18 protein-coding genes are annotated in these 16,505 nt (G+C 73.4%); 5 read left to right on the top strand and 13 right to left on the bottom strand.

Features of this window, described 5'->3' with window-relative positions:
- Positions 1–6 precede the first annotated feature (6 nt).
- Positions 7–1,143 (bottom strand): MFS transporter, encoded by a 1,137-nt coding sequence (locus tag ACCP09_RS29505; RefSeq protein WP_433751888.1) that lies wholly within the window; start codon positions 1,141–1,143, stop codon positions 7–9.
- Positions 1,144–1,173: 30 nt separating this feature from the next.
- Between ACCP09_RS29505 and ACCP09_RS29500 the strand changes: the two genes are divergently transcribed.
- A complete protein-coding gene (locus tag ACCP09_RS29500; RefSeq protein ID WP_433751886.1) occupies positions 1,174–2,217 on the top strand; it encodes a LacI family DNA-binding transcriptional regulator in 1,044 nt (347 codons plus the stop codon).
- Positions 2,218–2,464: 247 nt separating this feature from the next.
- Here ACCP09_RS29500 and ACCP09_RS29495 read toward each other — a convergent pair whose 3' ends face one another.
- From ACCP09_RS29495 to ACCP09_RS29485, 3 genes are all read right to left on the bottom strand, one after another.
- The gene (locus ACCP09_RS29495) at positions 2,465–2,848 is read right to left on the bottom strand and encodes a DUF3040 domain-containing protein (RefSeq protein WP_020423361.1); all 384 of its coding nucleotides are present in this window, start codon (positions 2,846–2,848) and stop codon (positions 2,465–2,467) included.
- A 224-nt stretch (positions 2,849–3,072) separates the two neighbouring features.
- Positions 3,073–4,332: a DNA polymerase IV gene (gene dinB, locus ACCP09_RS29490; protein ID WP_433751883.1), complete on the bottom strand. Its 1,260-nt coding sequence runs from the start codon at positions 4,330–4,332 to the stop codon at positions 3,073–3,075.
- Between the two features lie 37 nt (positions 4,333–4,369).
- Positions 4,370–5,110, bottom strand: a complete 741-nt coding sequence (locus ACCP09_RS29485; protein WP_027930893.1) for a class I SAM-dependent methyltransferase — start codon at positions 5,108–5,110, stop codon at positions 4,370–4,372.
- A 63-nt stretch (positions 5,111–5,173) separates the two neighbouring features.
- On the opposite strand from ACCP09_RS29485, the gene ACCP09_RS29480 reads away from it, so the two are divergent.
- On the top strand, positions 5,174–6,049 hold the full coding sequence (locus tag ACCP09_RS29480; protein WP_027930894.1) for a ParA family protein: 876 nt from the start codon (positions 5,174–5,176) through the stop codon (positions 6,047–6,049).
- A complete protein-coding gene (locus tag ACCP09_RS29475) occupies positions 6,036–6,884 on the top strand; it encodes a DNA-formamidopyrimidine glycosylase family protein (RefSeq protein ID WP_378333016.1) in 849 nt (282 codons plus the stop codon). Before ACCP09_RS29480 ends, ACCP09_RS29475 begins: the two co-directional genes overlap by 14 nt.
- Here the strand turns inward: ACCP09_RS29475 and ACCP09_RS29470 are convergent.
- Together ACCP09_RS29470 and ACCP09_RS29465 are read right to left on the bottom strand one after the other, a co-directional pair.
- Positions 6,848–7,363 (bottom strand): hypothetical protein, encoded by a 516-nt coding sequence (locus ACCP09_RS29470; RefSeq protein ID WP_433751879.1) that lies wholly within the window; start codon positions 7,361–7,363, stop codon positions 6,848–6,850. The genes ACCP09_RS29475 and ACCP09_RS29470 overlap by 37 nt on opposite strands.
- Positions 7,353–7,922: a hypothetical protein gene (locus ACCP09_RS29465; protein ID WP_027930897.1), complete on the bottom strand. Its 570-nt coding sequence runs from the start codon at positions 7,920–7,922 to the stop codon at positions 7,353–7,355. The genes ACCP09_RS29470 and ACCP09_RS29465 overlap by 11 nt, the downstream gene beginning before the upstream one ends.
- Positions 7,923–8,395: 473 nt before the next feature.
- Here ACCP09_RS29465 and ACCP09_RS29460 point away from each other — a divergent pair, with 473 nt between their 5' ends.
- The gene (locus tag ACCP09_RS29460; RefSeq protein ID WP_027930898.1) at positions 8,396–8,953 is read left to right on the top strand and encodes a GNAT family N-acetyltransferase; all 558 of its coding nucleotides are present in this window, start codon (positions 8,396–8,398) and stop codon (positions 8,951–8,953) included.
- A gap of 14 nt (positions 8,954–8,967) precedes the next feature.
- Entirely contained in the window at positions 8,968–10,059 is a 1,092-nt protein-coding gene (locus ACCP09_RS29455; RefSeq protein WP_039792149.1) for a quinone-dependent dihydroorotate dehydrogenase, read from the top strand.
- Here the strand turns inward: ACCP09_RS29455 and ACCP09_RS29450 are convergent.
- The 7 genes from ACCP09_RS29450 to rimO all read right to left on the bottom strand — a co-directional run bounded on the left by ACCP09_RS29450 (position 9,992) and on the right by rimO (position 16,479).
- Positions 9,992–11,155 (bottom strand): allophanate hydrolase-related protein, encoded by a 1,164-nt coding sequence (locus ACCP09_RS29450; RefSeq protein WP_433751876.1) that lies wholly within the window; start codon positions 11,153–11,155, stop codon positions 9,992–9,994. The genes ACCP09_RS29455 and ACCP09_RS29450 overlap by 68 nt on opposite strands.
- Before the next feature lie 247 nt (positions 11,156–11,402).
- Positions 11,403–12,302 (bottom strand): phage shock envelope stress response protein PspM, encoded by a 900-nt coding sequence (gene pspM, locus ACCP09_RS29445; RefSeq protein ID WP_027930901.1) that lies wholly within the window; start codon positions 12,300–12,302, stop codon positions 11,403–11,405.
- 11 nt (positions 12,303–12,313) lie between these two features.
- The gene (locus ACCP09_RS29440) at positions 12,314–13,153 is read right to left on the bottom strand and encodes a PspA/IM30 family protein (RefSeq protein WP_027930902.1); all 840 of its coding nucleotides are present in this window, start codon (positions 13,151–13,153) and stop codon (positions 12,314–12,316) included.
- A gap of 272 nt (positions 13,154–13,425) precedes the next feature.
- Positions 13,426–13,875 carry a helix-turn-helix domain-containing protein gene (locus ACCP09_RS29435; protein ID WP_123682740.1) on the bottom strand — a complete coding sequence of 150 codons (450 nt, stop codon included), beginning with the start codon at positions 13,873–13,875 and terminating at the stop codon, positions 13,426–13,428.
- 95 nt (positions 13,876–13,970) lie between these two features.
- Complete coding sequence (locus ACCP09_RS29430) at positions 13,971–14,435, bottom strand: CinA family protein (protein WP_433751872.1); 465 nt, start codon at positions 14,433–14,435, stop codon at positions 13,971–13,973.
- Complete coding sequence (gene pgsA, locus ACCP09_RS29425) at positions 14,432–15,061, bottom strand: CDP-diacylglycerol--glycerol-3-phosphate 3-phosphatidyltransferase (protein WP_027930904.1); 630 nt, start codon at positions 15,059–15,061, stop codon at positions 14,432–14,434. Before pgsA ends, ACCP09_RS29430 begins: the two co-directional genes overlap by 4 nt.
- Entirely contained in the window at positions 15,058–16,479 is a 1,422-nt protein-coding gene (gene rimO, locus ACCP09_RS29420) for a 30S ribosomal protein S12 methylthiotransferase RimO (protein ID WP_433751870.1), read from the bottom strand. Before rimO ends, pgsA begins: the two co-directional genes overlap by 4 nt.
- Positions 16,480–16,505: the final 26 nt, after the last annotated feature.

Raw genomic sequence — 16,505 nt, 5'->3', positions numbered from 1 at the left:
GGCTCGTCACGTTCGCCGGAACGCGGCGGACCGGCGGACGACGAGGGTGGCGGCGAGCCCGCACCCCGCGGCCAGCGCCGTCGCGGCGGGCAGGGCGCCGTGGTCGAGGGCGGCGCCGCCCACCGCGGCGCCCCCGGCGATGCCGGCCTGGAAGGCGACGATGTAGACCGCGGACGCCAGGTCCGGCCGGTCCGCCACGCGCAGCACGGCGGCCTGCAGCACCACGCCGATACCGCCGGCGGGCACCGCCCACAACACGACAGCGGCGGCCGCGACCACCCCGGATCCGGCGCACAGCAGCACGAGCATGGTCGCCGCGAGACCGGCCGTGACGAGCGGCGCGGTGCCGCGCGGGTGGCTGTCCACCCGCCTGCCGAACAGGACCAGGCCGAGCAGTCCCGCCACACCGTGCGCGAACAGCAGGCCCGAGATCGCCGGGCCGGTGAGGTGAACGGATTCCGCGATGATCGCGGTGATGTAGGTGAACACGGCGAAGTGCCCGGTCACCACCACCAGCGTGGCCAGGTTGACGGGCAGGAGGGCACGGTTCAGCGACCCGCGTGGCGACGTCCGCGGCCCGGCAGGCATCGGTTCGACCGTCGCGCGGATCACCACCGCCGACAGCGCCGCCGCGGCGGCCACCGCGAGGACCGTGGCCCGCCAGCCGATCGTTCCCGCCAGCCAGGAGGTCAGCGGCAGACCGAAGAGGAACGCCAGCGAGTTCCCGGCGAAGACCACCGCCGTGGCGCGGCCTGCCCGGTCCGGCCCGAGCAGCCGGGCGGCCATCGGCGCGACCACCGACCAGAACACCCCGTGCCCGGCCGCCGCGAGCACCCGGGCGAGCACCGCGACGGCGTACCCGGGCGCGAGCGCCAGCAGCAGGTTCGACACCGCGATCGCCCCCACCGTGACCAGCACGGCCGTGCGGCGGTCCCAGCGGGCCGTCAGCGCGACCAGCGGGACGACCGACACCGCGACCACCACCGCGTAGCCGGTCATGAGCAGCCCGACGGCAGAGCCGGGCACGCCGAACCCCGCCGCCAGCTGCGGTAGCAGGGCGACCGGCAGGTTTTCCGAGGTCACGGACACGAAGCACGCGGCGCTGAGCGTCGAGAGCGCCACGCTCGTCCTTCCGGCTCGCATTGTGTAACGATACACAGATAGGCTTGGGGCATGTCCAGCCCGGGAACGTCCCGAGTCACCATGGCCGAGGTGGCGCGCCGCAGCGGCGTCTCGCCGATGACGGTGTCGTACTGCTACAACCAGCCGGACCGCGTCGCGCCGGAGACGCTGCGCCGGGTGCGCGCGGTCGCCGCCGAGCTGGGCTACCGCGGCCCCGACCCGACGGCGCGGTCACTGCGGCGGCGTCGCACCGGCACGATCGGGGTGGTGCTGGGCGAGCACCTCGCCTACGCCTTCGAGGACCCGCAGGCCCGCAGCTTCCTGACCGGGGTCGCCGAGGTCTGCCGGGAGCGCGGGACGGGGCTGAACCTGATCCCGACCACCGGCGAGGACACCGACGTCGAGCGCGTGACGTCGGCGTCGGTGGACGGCTACATCGTCTGGACCACCGCCGACAGCGATCCGGTGCTCCCCGTGGTGACCGGACTGGGCAAGCCCGTGGCGGTGCACGGCGGCCCGGCCGTGGACGGCGCGCGGGTGGTCACGATCGACAACCGGGCCTCGGCGCGGGAACTGGCCGCGCACGTCTTCGCCGGCGCGGCACGGCCCGCGGTGCTGAGCTTCCCTTTCGGCCGCGACCGCACCGCGCGGATGGCAACCGGGCCGGACCCGGACGGCGTGGAGTTCCCGGTGACGCGCGACCGGCTCCGCGGCGTCGTCGAGCATTGCCGGGACGCGGGCCTGGACATCCGCGCGCTGCCGGTGGCCGTGGTGGCCCGCAACAACCGGGCGGAAGCGGCCGCGCAGGCCGACGCACTGCTGGACACCGGCGCCGACGCGGTGGTGGCGATGAGCGACCAGCTCGCGTTCGCCGTCCTCGACGCGGCACGCCGCCGCGGGCTGCGCGTGCCGGCGGACGTGGCGGTGGGCGGGTGGGACGACGGACCGGAGGCGGACCGGGAAGGCCTGACGACGATCACCCAGTCCCTGCACGACCAGGGCCGGGCGTGCGCGCTGATCGCCCTCGGCGCGGACGCGCAGGACAGCGGGACTTGGCGCCTGACGGTTCGGACCAGCACCCGCGCGCGGTCTTGAGCGCCGCTCTACCGGCCGCGCCGCGAAAGACCAGCCTCCACCCGGAGCCACCCCGGACCAAGACCCCCACCCGGTCTTGAGCGCCGCACTCCCGGCCGCGCCGCGAAAGACCAGCCTCCACCCGGAGCCACCCCGGGCGTGCTCGGCGCCGCGGTCGCGCACCGGCGGCGCCGTCCCGCGTCACGCTGATGGCGACCATGCGAAAGTGCCTACGCCCGTCCGGGCGTAGGCACCTCGCGGAGACGAACTACTGCTCTTCGAACCGCTGGCGGAAGCGCTCTTCCATCCGCTGTGTGAAGGAGCTCTTGGCCTTGGCGGCCTTGGCACCGCCCTGCTTGCCGTCGCCCCCACCACGTCCGGACATGACCGCGAGCAGGACGCCCGCGAACATCACGACGAAACCGAACACGCTCATCAACGGCACGTCGGCGACCCACAGAGCCCGCACCATCACACCCAGTACGAGCAGGGCGACACCGACGACGAACAGCGCGATCCCCTGGATTCGGCGGCGGCGGGCGGGCCGGCGGAACCGGGCACCGCGCACCGTAGACGCGAACTTGGGGTCCTCGGCATAGAGCTCGCGCTCGATCTGGTCGAGCAGCCGCTGCTCATGCTCGGAGAGTGGCATCTTTCCTCCTCCGGCACAGCTGTCGCGGGCGCCGGGCCGCGCAACGTCCTGGACCCAACAGACACCCCTAGTGGTGTCACTCTCCAGGATACGAGTCCTTCGCGATCAGGACTACCCGATCCCGCTCCAACCTGTGCCCCGTTTGGCTCAAATCTCCCCGCCGGCCTGGGCGCTGGTGGTCTTGCTGGGCTGTCGTCGTCCCTGTGCTCAACGTTTCACACGGCTCAGGGTTCCCCCCGAGGAGGGTCAGGGTCCGGCACGAGCAGTGACGCCGGACGCACAGCGGCAGAGCCGAACTTCGACCGCGCCACGTCCGCCGCCAGCTCGGCGTCCCGCCAGCGCGGCGCGGGCTGGTCGAAGGTCAGCTGCTCCGGCTCGGCCTCGCCGGTCAGCCCCTCCACCCGCACCCCGAGCAGGCGGACTTCGGCCCCGGCGACCGCTTCCGCCAGCAGCGCCACGGCCGTCGAGTGGATCACCCGCGCCACGTCGGTGCCCGCGGGCAGGGTGCGCGCACGCGTGATCGTGCGGAAGTCGGCGAACCGCACCTTGATCGACACGGTGCGGCCGCGCAGCCCGCGCCGCCGCAGGCTCTCCGCGACGCGCTCGGACAGCCGCAGCAGCTCGCGCTCCAGCACCCGCGGATCGCGCTGGTCGGTGTCGAAGGTGTGCTCGGCGCCCAGCGACTTCTCGGGCGAGTCGACCACCACGCCCCGCTCGTCGCGCCCGTGTGCCAGCGCGTGCAGGTGCTCGGCCGCGGCGTTGCCGACCGCCTTGCGCAGCCGCGCCAGCGGGGCCGCCGCGATGTCGGCGATCGTGGCCAGCCCGAGCCGCCGCAGGTTCTCCTCGGTCTTCTTCCCCACGCCCCACAGCGCGGAGATCGGCAGCGGGTGCAGGAACGACAGGGTCTGCCCGGCGGGCACCACCACCACGCCGTCCGGCTTCGCCATGCCCGAGGCCAGTTTCGCCACGAACTTCACCGAAGCCACCCCGACCGAGCAGGTGATGCCGTGCTCGTCCCGGACCCGGCGGCGGATGAGCGCGGCGATGCCCGCCGGCGTCTCCCCCAGCCGCCGCAGCGCGCCGCTGACGTCCAGGAACGCCTCGTCCAGGCTCAGCGGCTCCACGAGCGGCGTCAGCTCGCGGAAGATCGCCATCACGCCCTTGGACACCTCGCCGTAGAGCCCGTGCGTCGGCGGCAGGAACACCCCGTGCGGGCACAGCCGGCGCGCCACCGCGACCGGCATGGCCGCCCGCACGCCGTACTCGCGCGCCGGGTAGTTCGCCGACGTCACCACCGACCGCGGGCCCGCGCCCGCCACGATCACCGGCTTGTCGACCAGCTCCGGCCGCGTCCGCAGCTCCACGGCCGCGAAGAACGCGTCCATGTCGACGTGCAGCAGACCGCACCCGGTGTCGTCCGGCGTGTGCCCCGCGCTCACCCGGAACCGCTCGTATCCGGCCGGCAGGGCCGCGTTCCTACCCATCGCGGACGAGCCTACGCAGGGGGTCCGACAATTCCGGTCAGAGCCGGGCGAGCAGGTGCAGGCGGCTGGCGAGGTCGCGCAGCGGCGGGATCGCGCCCGCGGCGGCCTCGAAGTCGGCGAGGTCGTCGGCGGTGTACTGCTCCGACTCGACCTCCCCCAGCACGTCCGACACCACGCCGTCGCCCTGGATCAGCTCGACGCGCAGGCCCGCGCCCGCCAGCAGGCCGCGCAGGCCGTCGGCGTCGAAGCGGCGCAGCAGCGTCTCCCCGTCGTCCGCGAGCACGCCGTCGGAGCTGGTCAGCAGCGCGTGCGCCTCACGCACGCGGCCGCCGAGCGCGCGGTGCAGCGCCGCGGCGTGCCGGTTCGCGGCCAGCACGGACACCGCGCCGCCCGGCGCGACGATCCCGGCCAGCGCACCGGCCACCGCGGCCGGGTCGTCGACGACCTCGAGCAGCCCGTGCGCCAGCACCAGGTCGGCGGAACCGGCCGGGATCCGCGCGGCGAGCGCGTCGGTGTCGTCGGCGACGACGGTGATCGCCCCGCCGACGCCGGCCTCCTCGGCGCGCCGCCGCAGCGTCGCGAGCGCGTTCGGGCTCGGCTCGACCACCGTCACCCGGCAGCCCTCGGCGGCCAGCGGCACCGCCCAGACCCCGCTGCCTCCGCCGACGTCGACGACGGCGGGTTCGCTCGTGCCTCGTTCCCGCGCCCGGTCGAGCTCGGCCCGCAGTGCCCGCCAGACCGTGCCGGAGCCGCGTGCTGTCCCGGTGTCCGTTCGCATGGCGGACAGCGTAGTGAGCCCGGTCCGGGCGCTCGCCGTGGCACTCCGGCTACGCTCGACCCCGTGCACACGGTCGCCGTACTCAGCCTCAAGGGTGGTGTCGGCAAAACCACGGTCGCGCTGGGCATCGCCTCGGCTGCGCTCCGTAGGGGAGCGCGCACGCTGGTGGCCGATCTCGACCCGCAGGGCAACGCCACCGCCACTCTCGACCCGCCCTACACCGAGGCCACGCTGGCCGACGTGCTCGCCACCCCGGTCCGCGACGTGCTGCGTCAGGCCGTGGCGCCGAGCGCGTGGAGCCCCGAGGTCGACGTGCTGGTCGGCGCGGAGGAACTCGAACTGCTCAACGAGCCGGGGCCGCACGACGACAAGGTCGGCAACCTCTCCCTGGCGCTGGACGAGCTGCACGAGCGCCCGCTGCGGGGCCGCCCGTACGAGCTGGCGATCCTGGACTGCCCGCCCTCGCTGGGGCGGCTGACGAAGTCTGCCCTGGTCGCCGCCGACAGCGCGATCCTGGTCACCGAGCCGACGATGTACGCGGTCAGCGGGGCGCAGCGCGCGCTGGAGGCGATCGAGCGGATCCGCGACGAGCACAACCCGGACCTCAAGGCGGCCGGGGTGCTGGTGAACCGGCTCCGGCCGCGCTCGCACGAGCACCAGTTCCGCATCGCCGAGCTGCGCGAGTCCTTCGGCGGCCTGGTGATGCCCACGGCGATCCCGGACCGGCTCGCGGTGCAGCAGGCGCAGGGCGCGTGCAGCCCGATCCACGAGTGGCACTCCCCCGGCGCCCAGGAGGTCGCGCTGACCTTCAACATGGTGCTGGCCAAGATCCTGCGCTCCAACCGCGCCGGACGGCACCGCATCGACCGGGAGCAGCCCGCCGAGAGCACCGGCCCGATCCCCCGGATCGCCCGGACCGCGGACGATGCCCGAAGGTGACACGGTCTTCCTGGCCGGCAAGAAGGTCGAGAAGGCCCTCGCCGGCCGGGTGCTGACGCGCACCGACTTCCGGCACCCGGCGCTGGCCACCACCGACCTGGCCGGCTCGACGGTGCTCGGCGTGCGCACGGTGGGCAAGCACCTGTTCTTCCGCTTCTCGCCGGACCTGAGCCTGCACAGCCACCTGAAGATGGACGGCTCGTGGGAGATCACCCGGCCCGGTTCCCGCTGGCGGCACCCGGCGCACCACGCGCGGGTCGTGCTGGAGGCCGAGGGGGTGCAGGTCGTCGGGTTCCGCGTGCACGACCTGGAACTGCTGCCCACCGCCGAGGAGTCCCGCCTGGTCGGCCACCTCGGGCCGGACCTGCTCGATCCACAGTGGAGCGACGAGCACGAGGCCCGCGCGGTGGCGGCGCTGACGAGCGAACCGGGCCGGGAGCTCGGGCTCGCGTTGCTCGACCAGCGCGTGATGGCCGGGGTCGGCAACCTCTACAAGTGCGAGATCTGCTTCCTGCTCGGCGTGACGCCGTGGACACCGGTGTCCGAATTGGACGCAGCGGACGCGGTGAAGGTGGTCCGCCTGGCGCGGAAGCTGTTGCTGGCCAACGCCTGGCGGCACGAGCAGAGCACCACCGGCGACCTCGCCCGCGGCCGCCGGAACTGGGTGTACGAGCGGACCAGGCAGGGCTGCTTCCGGTGCGGGGGCCGGCTCCGGGTCGAAGACCAGGGCCGGGACCCTCACGACGTCCAGGCGCGCCCCACCTGGTTCTGCCCGCGCTGCCAGCGCGGGCCCTCGCCTCAGCTGCGCAGCAGCTCGTTGAAGAACGTGCGGTAGCGCCGCAGCGCCAGCCGCAGGTCCTCGGTGGCGGCCTCACCGCGCTGCCACTGGGCCTCCAGCCCGTGCTTGTGGTCGGCGAAGGTCCGCGCGAGCGCCTGCATGACCTCGGCCACCAGCTGGTCGGCGTCCCGCAGCGTCCGCTGTGGATCGTCGACGAACGAGGTCTGCACCTCGCGCCAGCGGTCGCGGAACGCGCTGACCTGCTCGGGGCGGAACAGCTCGACCCGCTCCTCGCCATCGCCCTGCCCTGCGGGCGGTTCCTCGGTCACGCCCTGACTCGCCGCCGCCTCGGCCGGCAGGGTGCGTCCGGCCGGCTGTTCGGTCATCGGCTGCGCGGGTGTCTCCTGCGACGCCGGATCCTGCTGGGCGACTGGATCCTGCTGCGCGACTGGGTTTTCCCGCCGCGGTTCCCCGGTGCGGGGCGCCACCAGGTCGTCGGTGGCCGGGCCGCCGGCGGTGCGGTCCTCAGCGCGCATGGTGACGGTCCCCCTCCGGCCGCACGTCGGCGTCGCCGAGCAGGTCCTCGAACACCTGCCGGTAGTGGACCATCGCCTTGCGCAGGTCCTCGGTGGACGCCTCGGTCTGCTGGTGGCCCTGCGTGATGTCGTGGGCGCGGCGGTAGTGCTCGATCGTGCCGGCGTGCTCGACGGACAGGTCCCGGTGCTGCTGCTCGTAGCCCTCGGTCGGGTAGCCGCGCTCGGCCATCAGCGAGGTGAGCAGGCGGTCGGCCTCCAGGATGGCCCCGCCGGGCCGGTCGACGAACTGCTGCTGCACCAGCGACCACTGCTGCCGGTAGCGCTGGCGGGCGGTCTCCGGCAGCGGCCGGATGTCCAGCTCGCTGTGCCGCTTCTCCCGCTCGGCCAGGTCGCGCTCGGCGGCCCGCTTGCTCTTGCCACCCTCGACGGCCCGCTCGTACTCGGGCCCGAACCGCTCCTGCAGGCGCCTGCGCCGCACCTGGGCGCGGGCCAGCAGGGCGATCCCGAGGATCACCACGATCGCGACGACGACGATCAGAACGACCACGGACGTGGACATCGCATTCTCTCCCGTTGGTGTGACCAGCCCCCCGGTCACCTGATCGGGTACACCTGCCCGGGTGGCTCGAAACGCGGCACCTCGGCGTTGATCGATCCAGTGGGCGAGGGGGGCGGAAGGAAAATTCCCGTCGGCGCCCGGCCGGGCGGGTGAGAACGACCACGCCCGCCTGCCCGGAAATGCAGTTGCCGCAGGGGCACCGGCACGCCTAGCGTTGCTGGTACACGGGAAAGGAGGTGGTCCAAAGTTGTGTAGCAACGGGACTCGTGAGGTGGCTGTCCGCTAGCGGATGCCACACCCTGGACTGCTGGTGAATACCAGACAGCCACCGCCCCCCGGCGTTTCCGAGCACTGGTCCGGCTCGGGCCCGAACGGCTGACGACGGTCGGGAGTCGCGCCGGGGGTTCCCCCCAATCCCCTAATTCGCCGGGAAACACCCCCGAAGATCGTCCGGGGCGCGCTATCCTTCGCCGGTGCTGCAGCCCGCGTACCCGCTGAAGACCGCACGGCTGATCCTCCGTCCGTTCAAGAAGGCGGATCTGAACGCGCTGCACTCCTTCCAGTCCCGTCCGGACGTCACGCGATACCTCTACTGGGAACCGCGCACGCGCGCCGAAACCGCGGCCGTCCTCGAGGACAAGATCGCCCGGTCGACACTGACCGAGCCCGGCGAGTACCTGGCCATCGCCGTCGAGCTGATCGACACCGGTGAGCTGATCGGCGACCTCACCCTGTGGTGGACCAGCCGCGAACACGCCAGCGGCGAGATCGGGGTCGTGTTCCACCCCCAGCACCACGGCAAGGGCTACGCCGCCGAGGCGGCCACCGAGCTGTTCCGGCTCGGCTTCGACGAACTGGGCCTGCACCGCATCCACGGCCGCTGCGACAGCCGCAACGTGGCCTCGGCGTCCCTGATGGAGGGGCTGGGCATGCGGCGCGAGGCGCACCTGCGGGAGAACGAGCTCGTCAAGGGCGAATGGACCGACGAGCTCGTCTACGCCATGCTGTCGTCGGAGTGGAAACGGCGCTGAGCGAAGATGGGGACGTGCTCTTCGACAGGCTGATCCGTCCCGCGCTCTACCGGCTCAACGACAACGACCCCGAGAAGGTGCACGAACGCACCCTCCGCGTGTTGTCCCGGCTCGCCGACGTCCCGCCCGCGCTGGCCGCGGCGCGGCGCCGGTTCGCCGTCTCGGACCCGGTGACGTTGTTCGGGCTGCGGTTCGCGAACCGGGTCGGCCTGGCCGCCGGGATGGACAAGGACGGGCGCGCGCTGGCCGCGTGGCCCGCGCTCGGGTTCGGGTTCGTCGAAGTGGGCACCGTCACGCGGCTCGCCCAGCCGGGCAATCCGAAGCCGCGGCTGTTCACGCTGCCGCACAGCGACGCGGTGATCAACCGCATGGGGTTCAACAACTCCGGCGCGGCCGCGCTCGCGCAACGCCTGGCCGCCAAGGGGAAACCGGACATCCCGCTGGGCGTGTCGATCGGCAAGTCCAAAGTGACCCCGCTGGAGGAGGCGGTCGCCGACTACCAGGAGTCGCTGCGGGCGCTGTACCCGTGGGCGGACTACTTCGCGATCAACGTCAGCTCCCCCAACACCCCCGGCTTGCGGGCGCTGCAGGACCGGGAGGCGCTGGCCGAGCTGCTCGCCGAGCTGGGCCGCACCGGTGAGGAGCTGGCCGCGGCGGCCGGGAAGCCGGCGACGCCGCTGCTGGTCAAGGTCGCGCCCGACCTGACCGACGACGCGCTCGCCGAGCTGCTCGAGGTGTGCGACGAGCACGGCGTGTCCGGAATCATCGCGACCAACACCACGCTGGGCCGGGACGGGCTGGCCGCCGACGAGGCCGCGGTGGGCGCGGAGACCGGCGGGCTGTCCGGCAGGCCGCTCACCGAGCGGGCGCGGGAGGTCGTGGAGTTCGTGCACCGGCACACCGAAGGCACGGTGCCGATCATCGGCGTCGGCGGGATCTCGACCGGCGACGACGCGCGCCGGATGCTGGACGCCGGCGCGAGCCTGATCCAGCTCTACACCGGGTTCGCCCTGCACGGGCCCGGGCTGGTGCGCGGCATCAACCGGGCCCTCGCCGGGTCGCGGTCCGATGACGCAGGTAGGCCCGCCAGTCCCCGAACTCCGTGATGTCGGGACCTGGTGCCGGGTGGCTGAGCAGTGCGGTGGCGGTTTCGCCGTCGTCCAGTTCGACCGGGCCGAGCGTCATCGGCGGCGGCAGCGCGGCCCGGAACCGCGCGAGGCTGCCCGGGGCGAGCAGCCACCGTTCGCCGAGCAGCGCCGCGCCGTCGTCGCTCGGGTGCACGCCGGCTTGGCCGTCAAGGGCTCGCATCCGGTAACGGGGCGCCGTGCGGACGCCGCCGGTGAAGCGGGCACCGAGGTCGCGCAGTTCGACGTTGCGTGGTTGACCACGCAGGTGCGCCCCGAACACGATGAGAGCGGTTCCCGTTGCGGGGTAAGGGTTCTTCAGCTGTTCGCCGGTGAGCAGGGCAGCGAGGTCGAGGAGCACCTGGTCGTCGAAGGGACGGCCGAGGAAGCGCACGCCGTGCGCGGTGACCTGCGGGCCGTCGGACGCCCCGGGACGCTGTCCGATGGGGACCATCGCGGTTCCGTTGTCCACAGTGGTCACTTCCACGCCGGCGACGAGCAGCTCCCCCACCGCGTGGCGCAGCGCGGTCCGGTGCTGGTGCGAGACGGTGAGCCGGGGACGTTCACCGGCGGCGAGGCGGACGTCGGCGGGCCAGGCGCCGGGGTCGGTCATGGCGGTCAGCGCGCGGCAGCCGTCGGCGAGCGTCTCGGCGACGACGGCGCCGGCCGCGGGGATCAGCCCGGCGGTCGGCGTGAGGCAGACGACGTCCGGATGCCGGGGCGCCTGCGTGGTGAGGGCCAGGTCGATCAGCCCGAGCGCCACCAGCTCGGCCGCGGCCGGCGCGCCGCGGGCGGTGCCGAGGACGACGGCGCCGGCCTCGGCCAGCCGCCGGACCGGGTCCGCGGTGGGTGAGAGGGTGTCCTCGGCGGCCGCGAGCAGCCCCGCGAGCGGGAGGCCGCCGTGGTCGTCGACGGCCTTGGCGTCGACGAGGACGTCCTCGCCCGCGCGGAGCGTGGCCCACAGCCCGGGCCGGTCGGCGGTCACGATGAGGTCGAGGGCGGCGGCCACGGCACGCTGCGCGCTGGCCGCCACCGGGGGCGGCGGAGGGGGCTCGGGCGGAAGCGGCGGGGTGTCCATCCTCCGAGGGTAGGGAGCCGATGTTCCGCCGCGGTTACGCCGCGAAGGCCATGGTCGATTTGTCGTTGATCCGATGCGCGGCCGAGGCAGCACCACCCCGAACGGCGGCTTGACGCCTGGCTCGCACGTGTTTCAGGTCCGGCAGGCGGCACTCGCGCCGATGAAGGTGACGCGCGCGCCAGTCAAGCGGGACTCGCCACGCCGAACGCGCCGAACGCCGCGTCCCGTGAGCCGGTGCGGCTCGGGGTCAGGTGGAGAGCTCGCGCAGTGCCAGGGCCAGTCCGGCGAGCCGGTCGGTCGCGTCGGTCAGGAAGAGGCGCGAGTCGGCGAGGCCGTGGCTGCTGGCGGCGACCGCGCGGCCCGCCGCGGCGACCAGGGCTGCGAAGCTCTCCACCCCGTCGTCCAGCTGTTCCCGCAGTGTGGCGACCGCCGACTCCAGCGCGGCCCGCTCGCCGGCCGGGGCCGCGTCGCGCGCCCGCTCGATCGACTGGATCCGCAGGGCCAGCGCCCGCAGCGCCGTCGCGGCCTCGGCGGCCGTCGACCGGGCGTCGGCCACCGAGTACTCCGGCACCGGCGCCGCGCCGAGCGCCGAGGGCTCCGACAGCTGCCGCAGCAGGTCGGCCAGCGTCGACTCGCACTCGGCGAGCCGCTGCATCGGGGCGCGTGCCGCGGAACCGGACGGCGGCAGCGGCGGCGGGGTGGTGCTGACCGGCAGCACGACCCGGTTCAGCTGCCGCAGCCGAAGCCCCGACTTCACCGACAACGTGGTGAACACGACCGCGCCGAAGATCCCCGGCACCGCCTCGGCCACTCCGCCGGCCCCGGCGAGCCCGAGACCGCCGATCACCGCGTACAGCACGAACAGCACCGCGGCCATGATCCACAGCGTCAGCGCCCGCGACGTCCGCCGCTTGCGCCGCGCCAGCTTCGCCTCCGGCGAGTTCCACGCGACCCACTTCGCGCGGGCCTCGTTGAGCACCGGCATCGCCTGGGAGACGACCTTCGGCCGCGTCACCGCGCCGGACGAACCCTGCTCCGTGTACCGCTGCAACTTCTGCTGCGCGCGCTGCGCGTAGTCGGGCAGGCGCTCGATGTGCTTTTCCAGCTTCGCCTGGAACTGCGAGAAGTCCCGCCTGCCCGACGCCATCGCCTACCCGCTCAGGCCTGGTTCTTCTGCTGCTGCTCGGCCTGGACGCGCGACTCGATCTCGCGCTGGATGTCCGCCGCGGGCGACGCCGCCTTCTCACCGGAGCCGGAGGTCACCTGCGCGACCGAGTCGCCCCGCATGGACGCCCGGATCTGCTCCAGCCGCGAGCTGCCCGCCATCTGCGTGGTGGCCTGCTGCACCTCGAGCATGCGGCCCTGCACCGAGTTCTGCGCCAGCTCCGCCTGGCCCAGCGCGGTGGTGTAGCGCCGCTCGATCTTCTCCCGCACCTCCTCCAGCGACGGGGTGTTGCCCGGCGCGGTGAGCTGCGACATCTGGTTGAGCGAGGCCGACACCTGCTCCTGCATCTTGGCCTGCTCCAGCTGCGAGAGCAGCTTGGTGCGCTCGGCCAGCTTCTGCTGGAGCATCGCCGAGTTGCGCTCCACGGCCTGCTTCGCCTGCGCGGCGGCCTGCAGGGCCTGGTCGTGCAGCGTCTTGAGGTCCTCGATGCTCTGCTCGGCCGTGACCAGCTGGGTGGCGAACGACTCCGCGGCCACCTCGTACTGCTGCGCCTTCTGCTCGTCCCCCTTGGCGCGGGCCTCGTCGGCCAGCACCAGCGCCTGCCGCGCCGACGCCTGCAGCTTCTCGACCTCGGCGAGCTGGCGGTTGAGCTTCATCTCCAGCTGCCGCTGGTTACCGATAACCGCGGCGGCCTGCTGGGAGAGCGCCTGGTGGTTGCGCTGCGCCTCCTCGATGGCCTGCTGGATCTGCACCTTCGGGTCGGCGTGCTCGTCGATCTTCGACGAGAACGACGCCATGAGGTACTTCCAGAACTTCACGAAAGGGTTGGCCATCTCCTCCGCCTGCCTTCTAGATCCCTGCCTGGGTGTCGCCGATGGTCGCCCGGCGTCGCCCTCCCCTGTCTGAGCAACGCCGCGACCCCGGAGTGGGTTCCATCGTGTCAGGTCGCGCCCGTGTGTTCCAGGCGACCCCGGGGGATTTCAGGGACGACCCTGACCGGCCTCCCCGGCCCGGACGCGCGAAGGCCACCGCCGGGGCGCGCGGCGCCCGGACGGTGGCCTCCGTCTCGAGTGTTCTCAGCGTCTCGAGTGTTCTCAGCGGGTGATCAGGCCGCGACCATCTTCGGCGCGCGGATGGTGGTGCGCAGCGACGGCCCGACGCGCTGACCGGAAACCCGCAGGTCCGCCAGGTCGTTGCCGATCACGCCGTCGATGAGGCGGCCGCTGTCCAGCCGGCCTGTCGCGGCGGACGGTTCGCCCGTCTTGCGCGCGCGGCCCTCGCCCTCGGCGGTCTCCGGCATCGTCGGCACGTCCACGCTCTCCAGAGCCGAGATGTCGGCGGCGACGTTGCTCAGCAGCTCGGCCAGCGGCAGCTCGAGCGCCTCGCAGATGGACGCCAGCAGTTCACTGGACGCCTCCTTCTGCCCGCGCTCCACCTCGGACAGGTAGCCGAGGCTGACCTTGGCGGCGCGGGAGATGTCGCGCAGTGTGCGACGCTTGTTGGTGCGGGCATGCCGGAGCCGGTCGCCGATCGCCTCGCGCAGGAGCACGGTCATCGCGCGCCTCCCTTCCTGATACCGACCACGTTACCCAGTTCGAGCGCCTCCTCGCAGCGATTGACACGGGGATACGCCCAGGGCGAACGCCCCGATCAAGTGAGATGTTCCCCCAGCAGGTCGAGTGCGGCCGTCACCGCGGCGCGCCGGACGGCGGCTCGGTCGCCCTCGAACCAGTGGGTGCGCACGTCCCGGCCGGCCGGCCCGGCGAGGCCGATGTGCACGGTTCCGGGGTCGACGCCGTCCTGCGGGTCCGGCCCGGCCACGCCGGTCAGGCCCAGTCCCCAGTCCGCACCGCAGCGCTCCCGCGCGCCCTCCGCGAGCTGCGCCGCGACCTCCGGGTGCACCGCGCCGTGCGCGGCCAGCAGCGCCGGGTCCACCCCGGCGAGTTTCGCCTTGAGGTCGGTGGCGTAGACCACCAGCCCGCCGCGGACGACCGCGCTGGAGCCGGGCACCTCGGTCAGCGTCGCTGTGACCAGGCCGGCGGTCAGCGACTCCGCGGTGGCCACCGTCTGCCCGAGCCGGACGAGCGCGGCCACCACCGGTCGCGCCGACGTCATGCGCGGGCCGCCGCGCGCAGCCGCACGGCGCGCACGACGTAGTCGGCGCCGGTGACGACGGTGAGCGCCACCGCGAGGCCCATCAGCGCCCACTGGACCGGCAGCGCGCCGTCCGGCAGCGGCAGCAGGTAGGTCACGATCGCCAGGATCTGGGTCATCGTCTTGGCCTTGCCGCCGCGGCTGGCCGGGATCACGCCGTGCCGGATCACCCAGAACCGCAGCAGGGTCACGCCGATCTCGCGGACCGCGATCACCACGGTCACCCACCAGGGCAGCTCGCCGAGCAGGCTCAGGCCCACCAGCGCGGCGCCGATCAGCGCCTTGTCCGCGATCGGGTCGGCGATCTTGCCGAAGTCGGTGATCAGCCCGTAGCGCCGGGCGACCCAGCCGTCCACCTGGTCGGTCAGCGACGCGATCGCGAACAGCACCGTCGCGCCGATCCGCCAGCCGGTGTCCTCGCCGCCGCCGGCGAACAGCGCCAGCACGAACAGCGGGACCAGGATGATCCGGGACAGGGTCAGCAGGTTCGCGACGTTGAGCGTGGGGACCGGGGTCGGCTCGGGCTCGCGGTGGGGCGGGCCGGCCTCCCCGCCCGCCTGCGCCGACTCCTCCGCCGCGGCGCTCATCTGCCCGCGTCCGGCTCGACGAGCAGGTCGACGCCCTCGGAGCCGACGACGCGGCAGCGCACCATCTGCCCGACCTCTAGCCCGTCACCGTCGAGCACGATGCAGGCGCCGTCGACCTCGGGCGCCTGGTGCGCGGCGCGGCCGGACACCTCTTCGTCGTCGGCCTCCTCGACCAGCACGTCGACGATCTCGCCGACGCGGTCCTCGGCGCGCTGCGCGGTCAGCTCCTCCACCAGCGCGGAGACCCGCGCGACGCGCTCGGCGACCACGTCCGGGTCGATCTTGCCGTCGTAGGTCTCGGCCTCGGTGCCGTCCTCGTCGGAGTAGCCGAACACGCCGACCGCGTCCAGCCCGGCCTCGGTGAGGAAATGCTCCAGCTCGGCGACGTCGTCCTCGGTCTCGCCGGGGAAGCCGACGATGACGTTGCTGCGGATGCCCGCCTCCGGCGCGTACTCGCGGATCTGCTGGATCAGCGCGAGGAACGACTTCGTGGAGCCGAAGCGGCGCATCCGGCGCAGCACGGTCTCGCTGGAGTGCTGGAAGGACATGTCGAAGTAGGGCGCCACACCCGGGGTGGTCGCGATCGCGCGGACCAGGTCCGGACGGGTCTCGGCGGGCTGCAGGTAGGACACCCGCACCCGCTGGATTCCCTCGATGCCGGCCAGCTGGGGCAGCAGCCGCTCCAGCGCGCGCGTGCCGCCCAGGTCGCGGCTCAGGTCCTTGCCGTAGGACGTGGAGTTCTCGCTGACCAGGAACAGCTCCTTGACGCCCTGGCCGGCCAGCCAGGCGGCCTCGGCGAGGATCTCGTCCGGGTGGCGCGAGACGAACGAGCCGCGGAACGACGGGATCGCGCAGAACGAGCAGCGGCGGTCGCAGCCCGAGGCGATCTTCAGTGCCGCCACCGGCGAGTCGGACAGCCGGCTGCGCAGCACGCGGGGCCCCCAGCCGTGGCCGGGGATCGAGACGTCCTCAGTGGCCGCCGCGCGCTCGACCGGGGTGATCGGCAGCAGCTTGCGGCGGTCGCCCGGGGTGTGCGAGGCGATGGTGCGGCCTGCCGCGACGTCGTCCAGCCGGGCCGCGAGGTCGTTGTAGTGGTCGAACCCGAGGACGGCGTGGGCCTCCGGCAGGCTCTCGGCCAGCTCGGCGCCGTAGCGCTCGGCCATGCAGCCGACGGCGACGACCTTCGCGCCGGTGTCGGCGGCGGCCAGCAGCGTGTCGACCGAATCCTTCTTCGCCGACTCCACGAACCCGCAGGTGTTCACGACGATCACGTCGCTACCCTCGGGTTCGTCGGCGAGCTCCCAGCCCCCTTCGGCGAGCCGGCCGGCCAGCTCCTCGGAGTCCACCTCGTTGCGGGCGCAGCCCAGGGTCAACAGGGAGACACGACGGCGGGAGGGCTCGGTGGCGGCAGAAGACACGACACTCAGGGTAGCTGGCGCGCGCG

Source organism: Amycolatopsis sp. 3B14, from assembly GCF_050958625.1.
In the GTDB taxonomy this organism is placed as follows: domain Bacteria; phylum Actinomycetota; class Actinomycetes; order Mycobacteriales; family Pseudonocardiaceae; genus Amycolatopsis_E; species Amycolatopsis_E thermoflava.
This window is presented reverse-complemented; position numbering and strand designations above follow the sequence as displayed.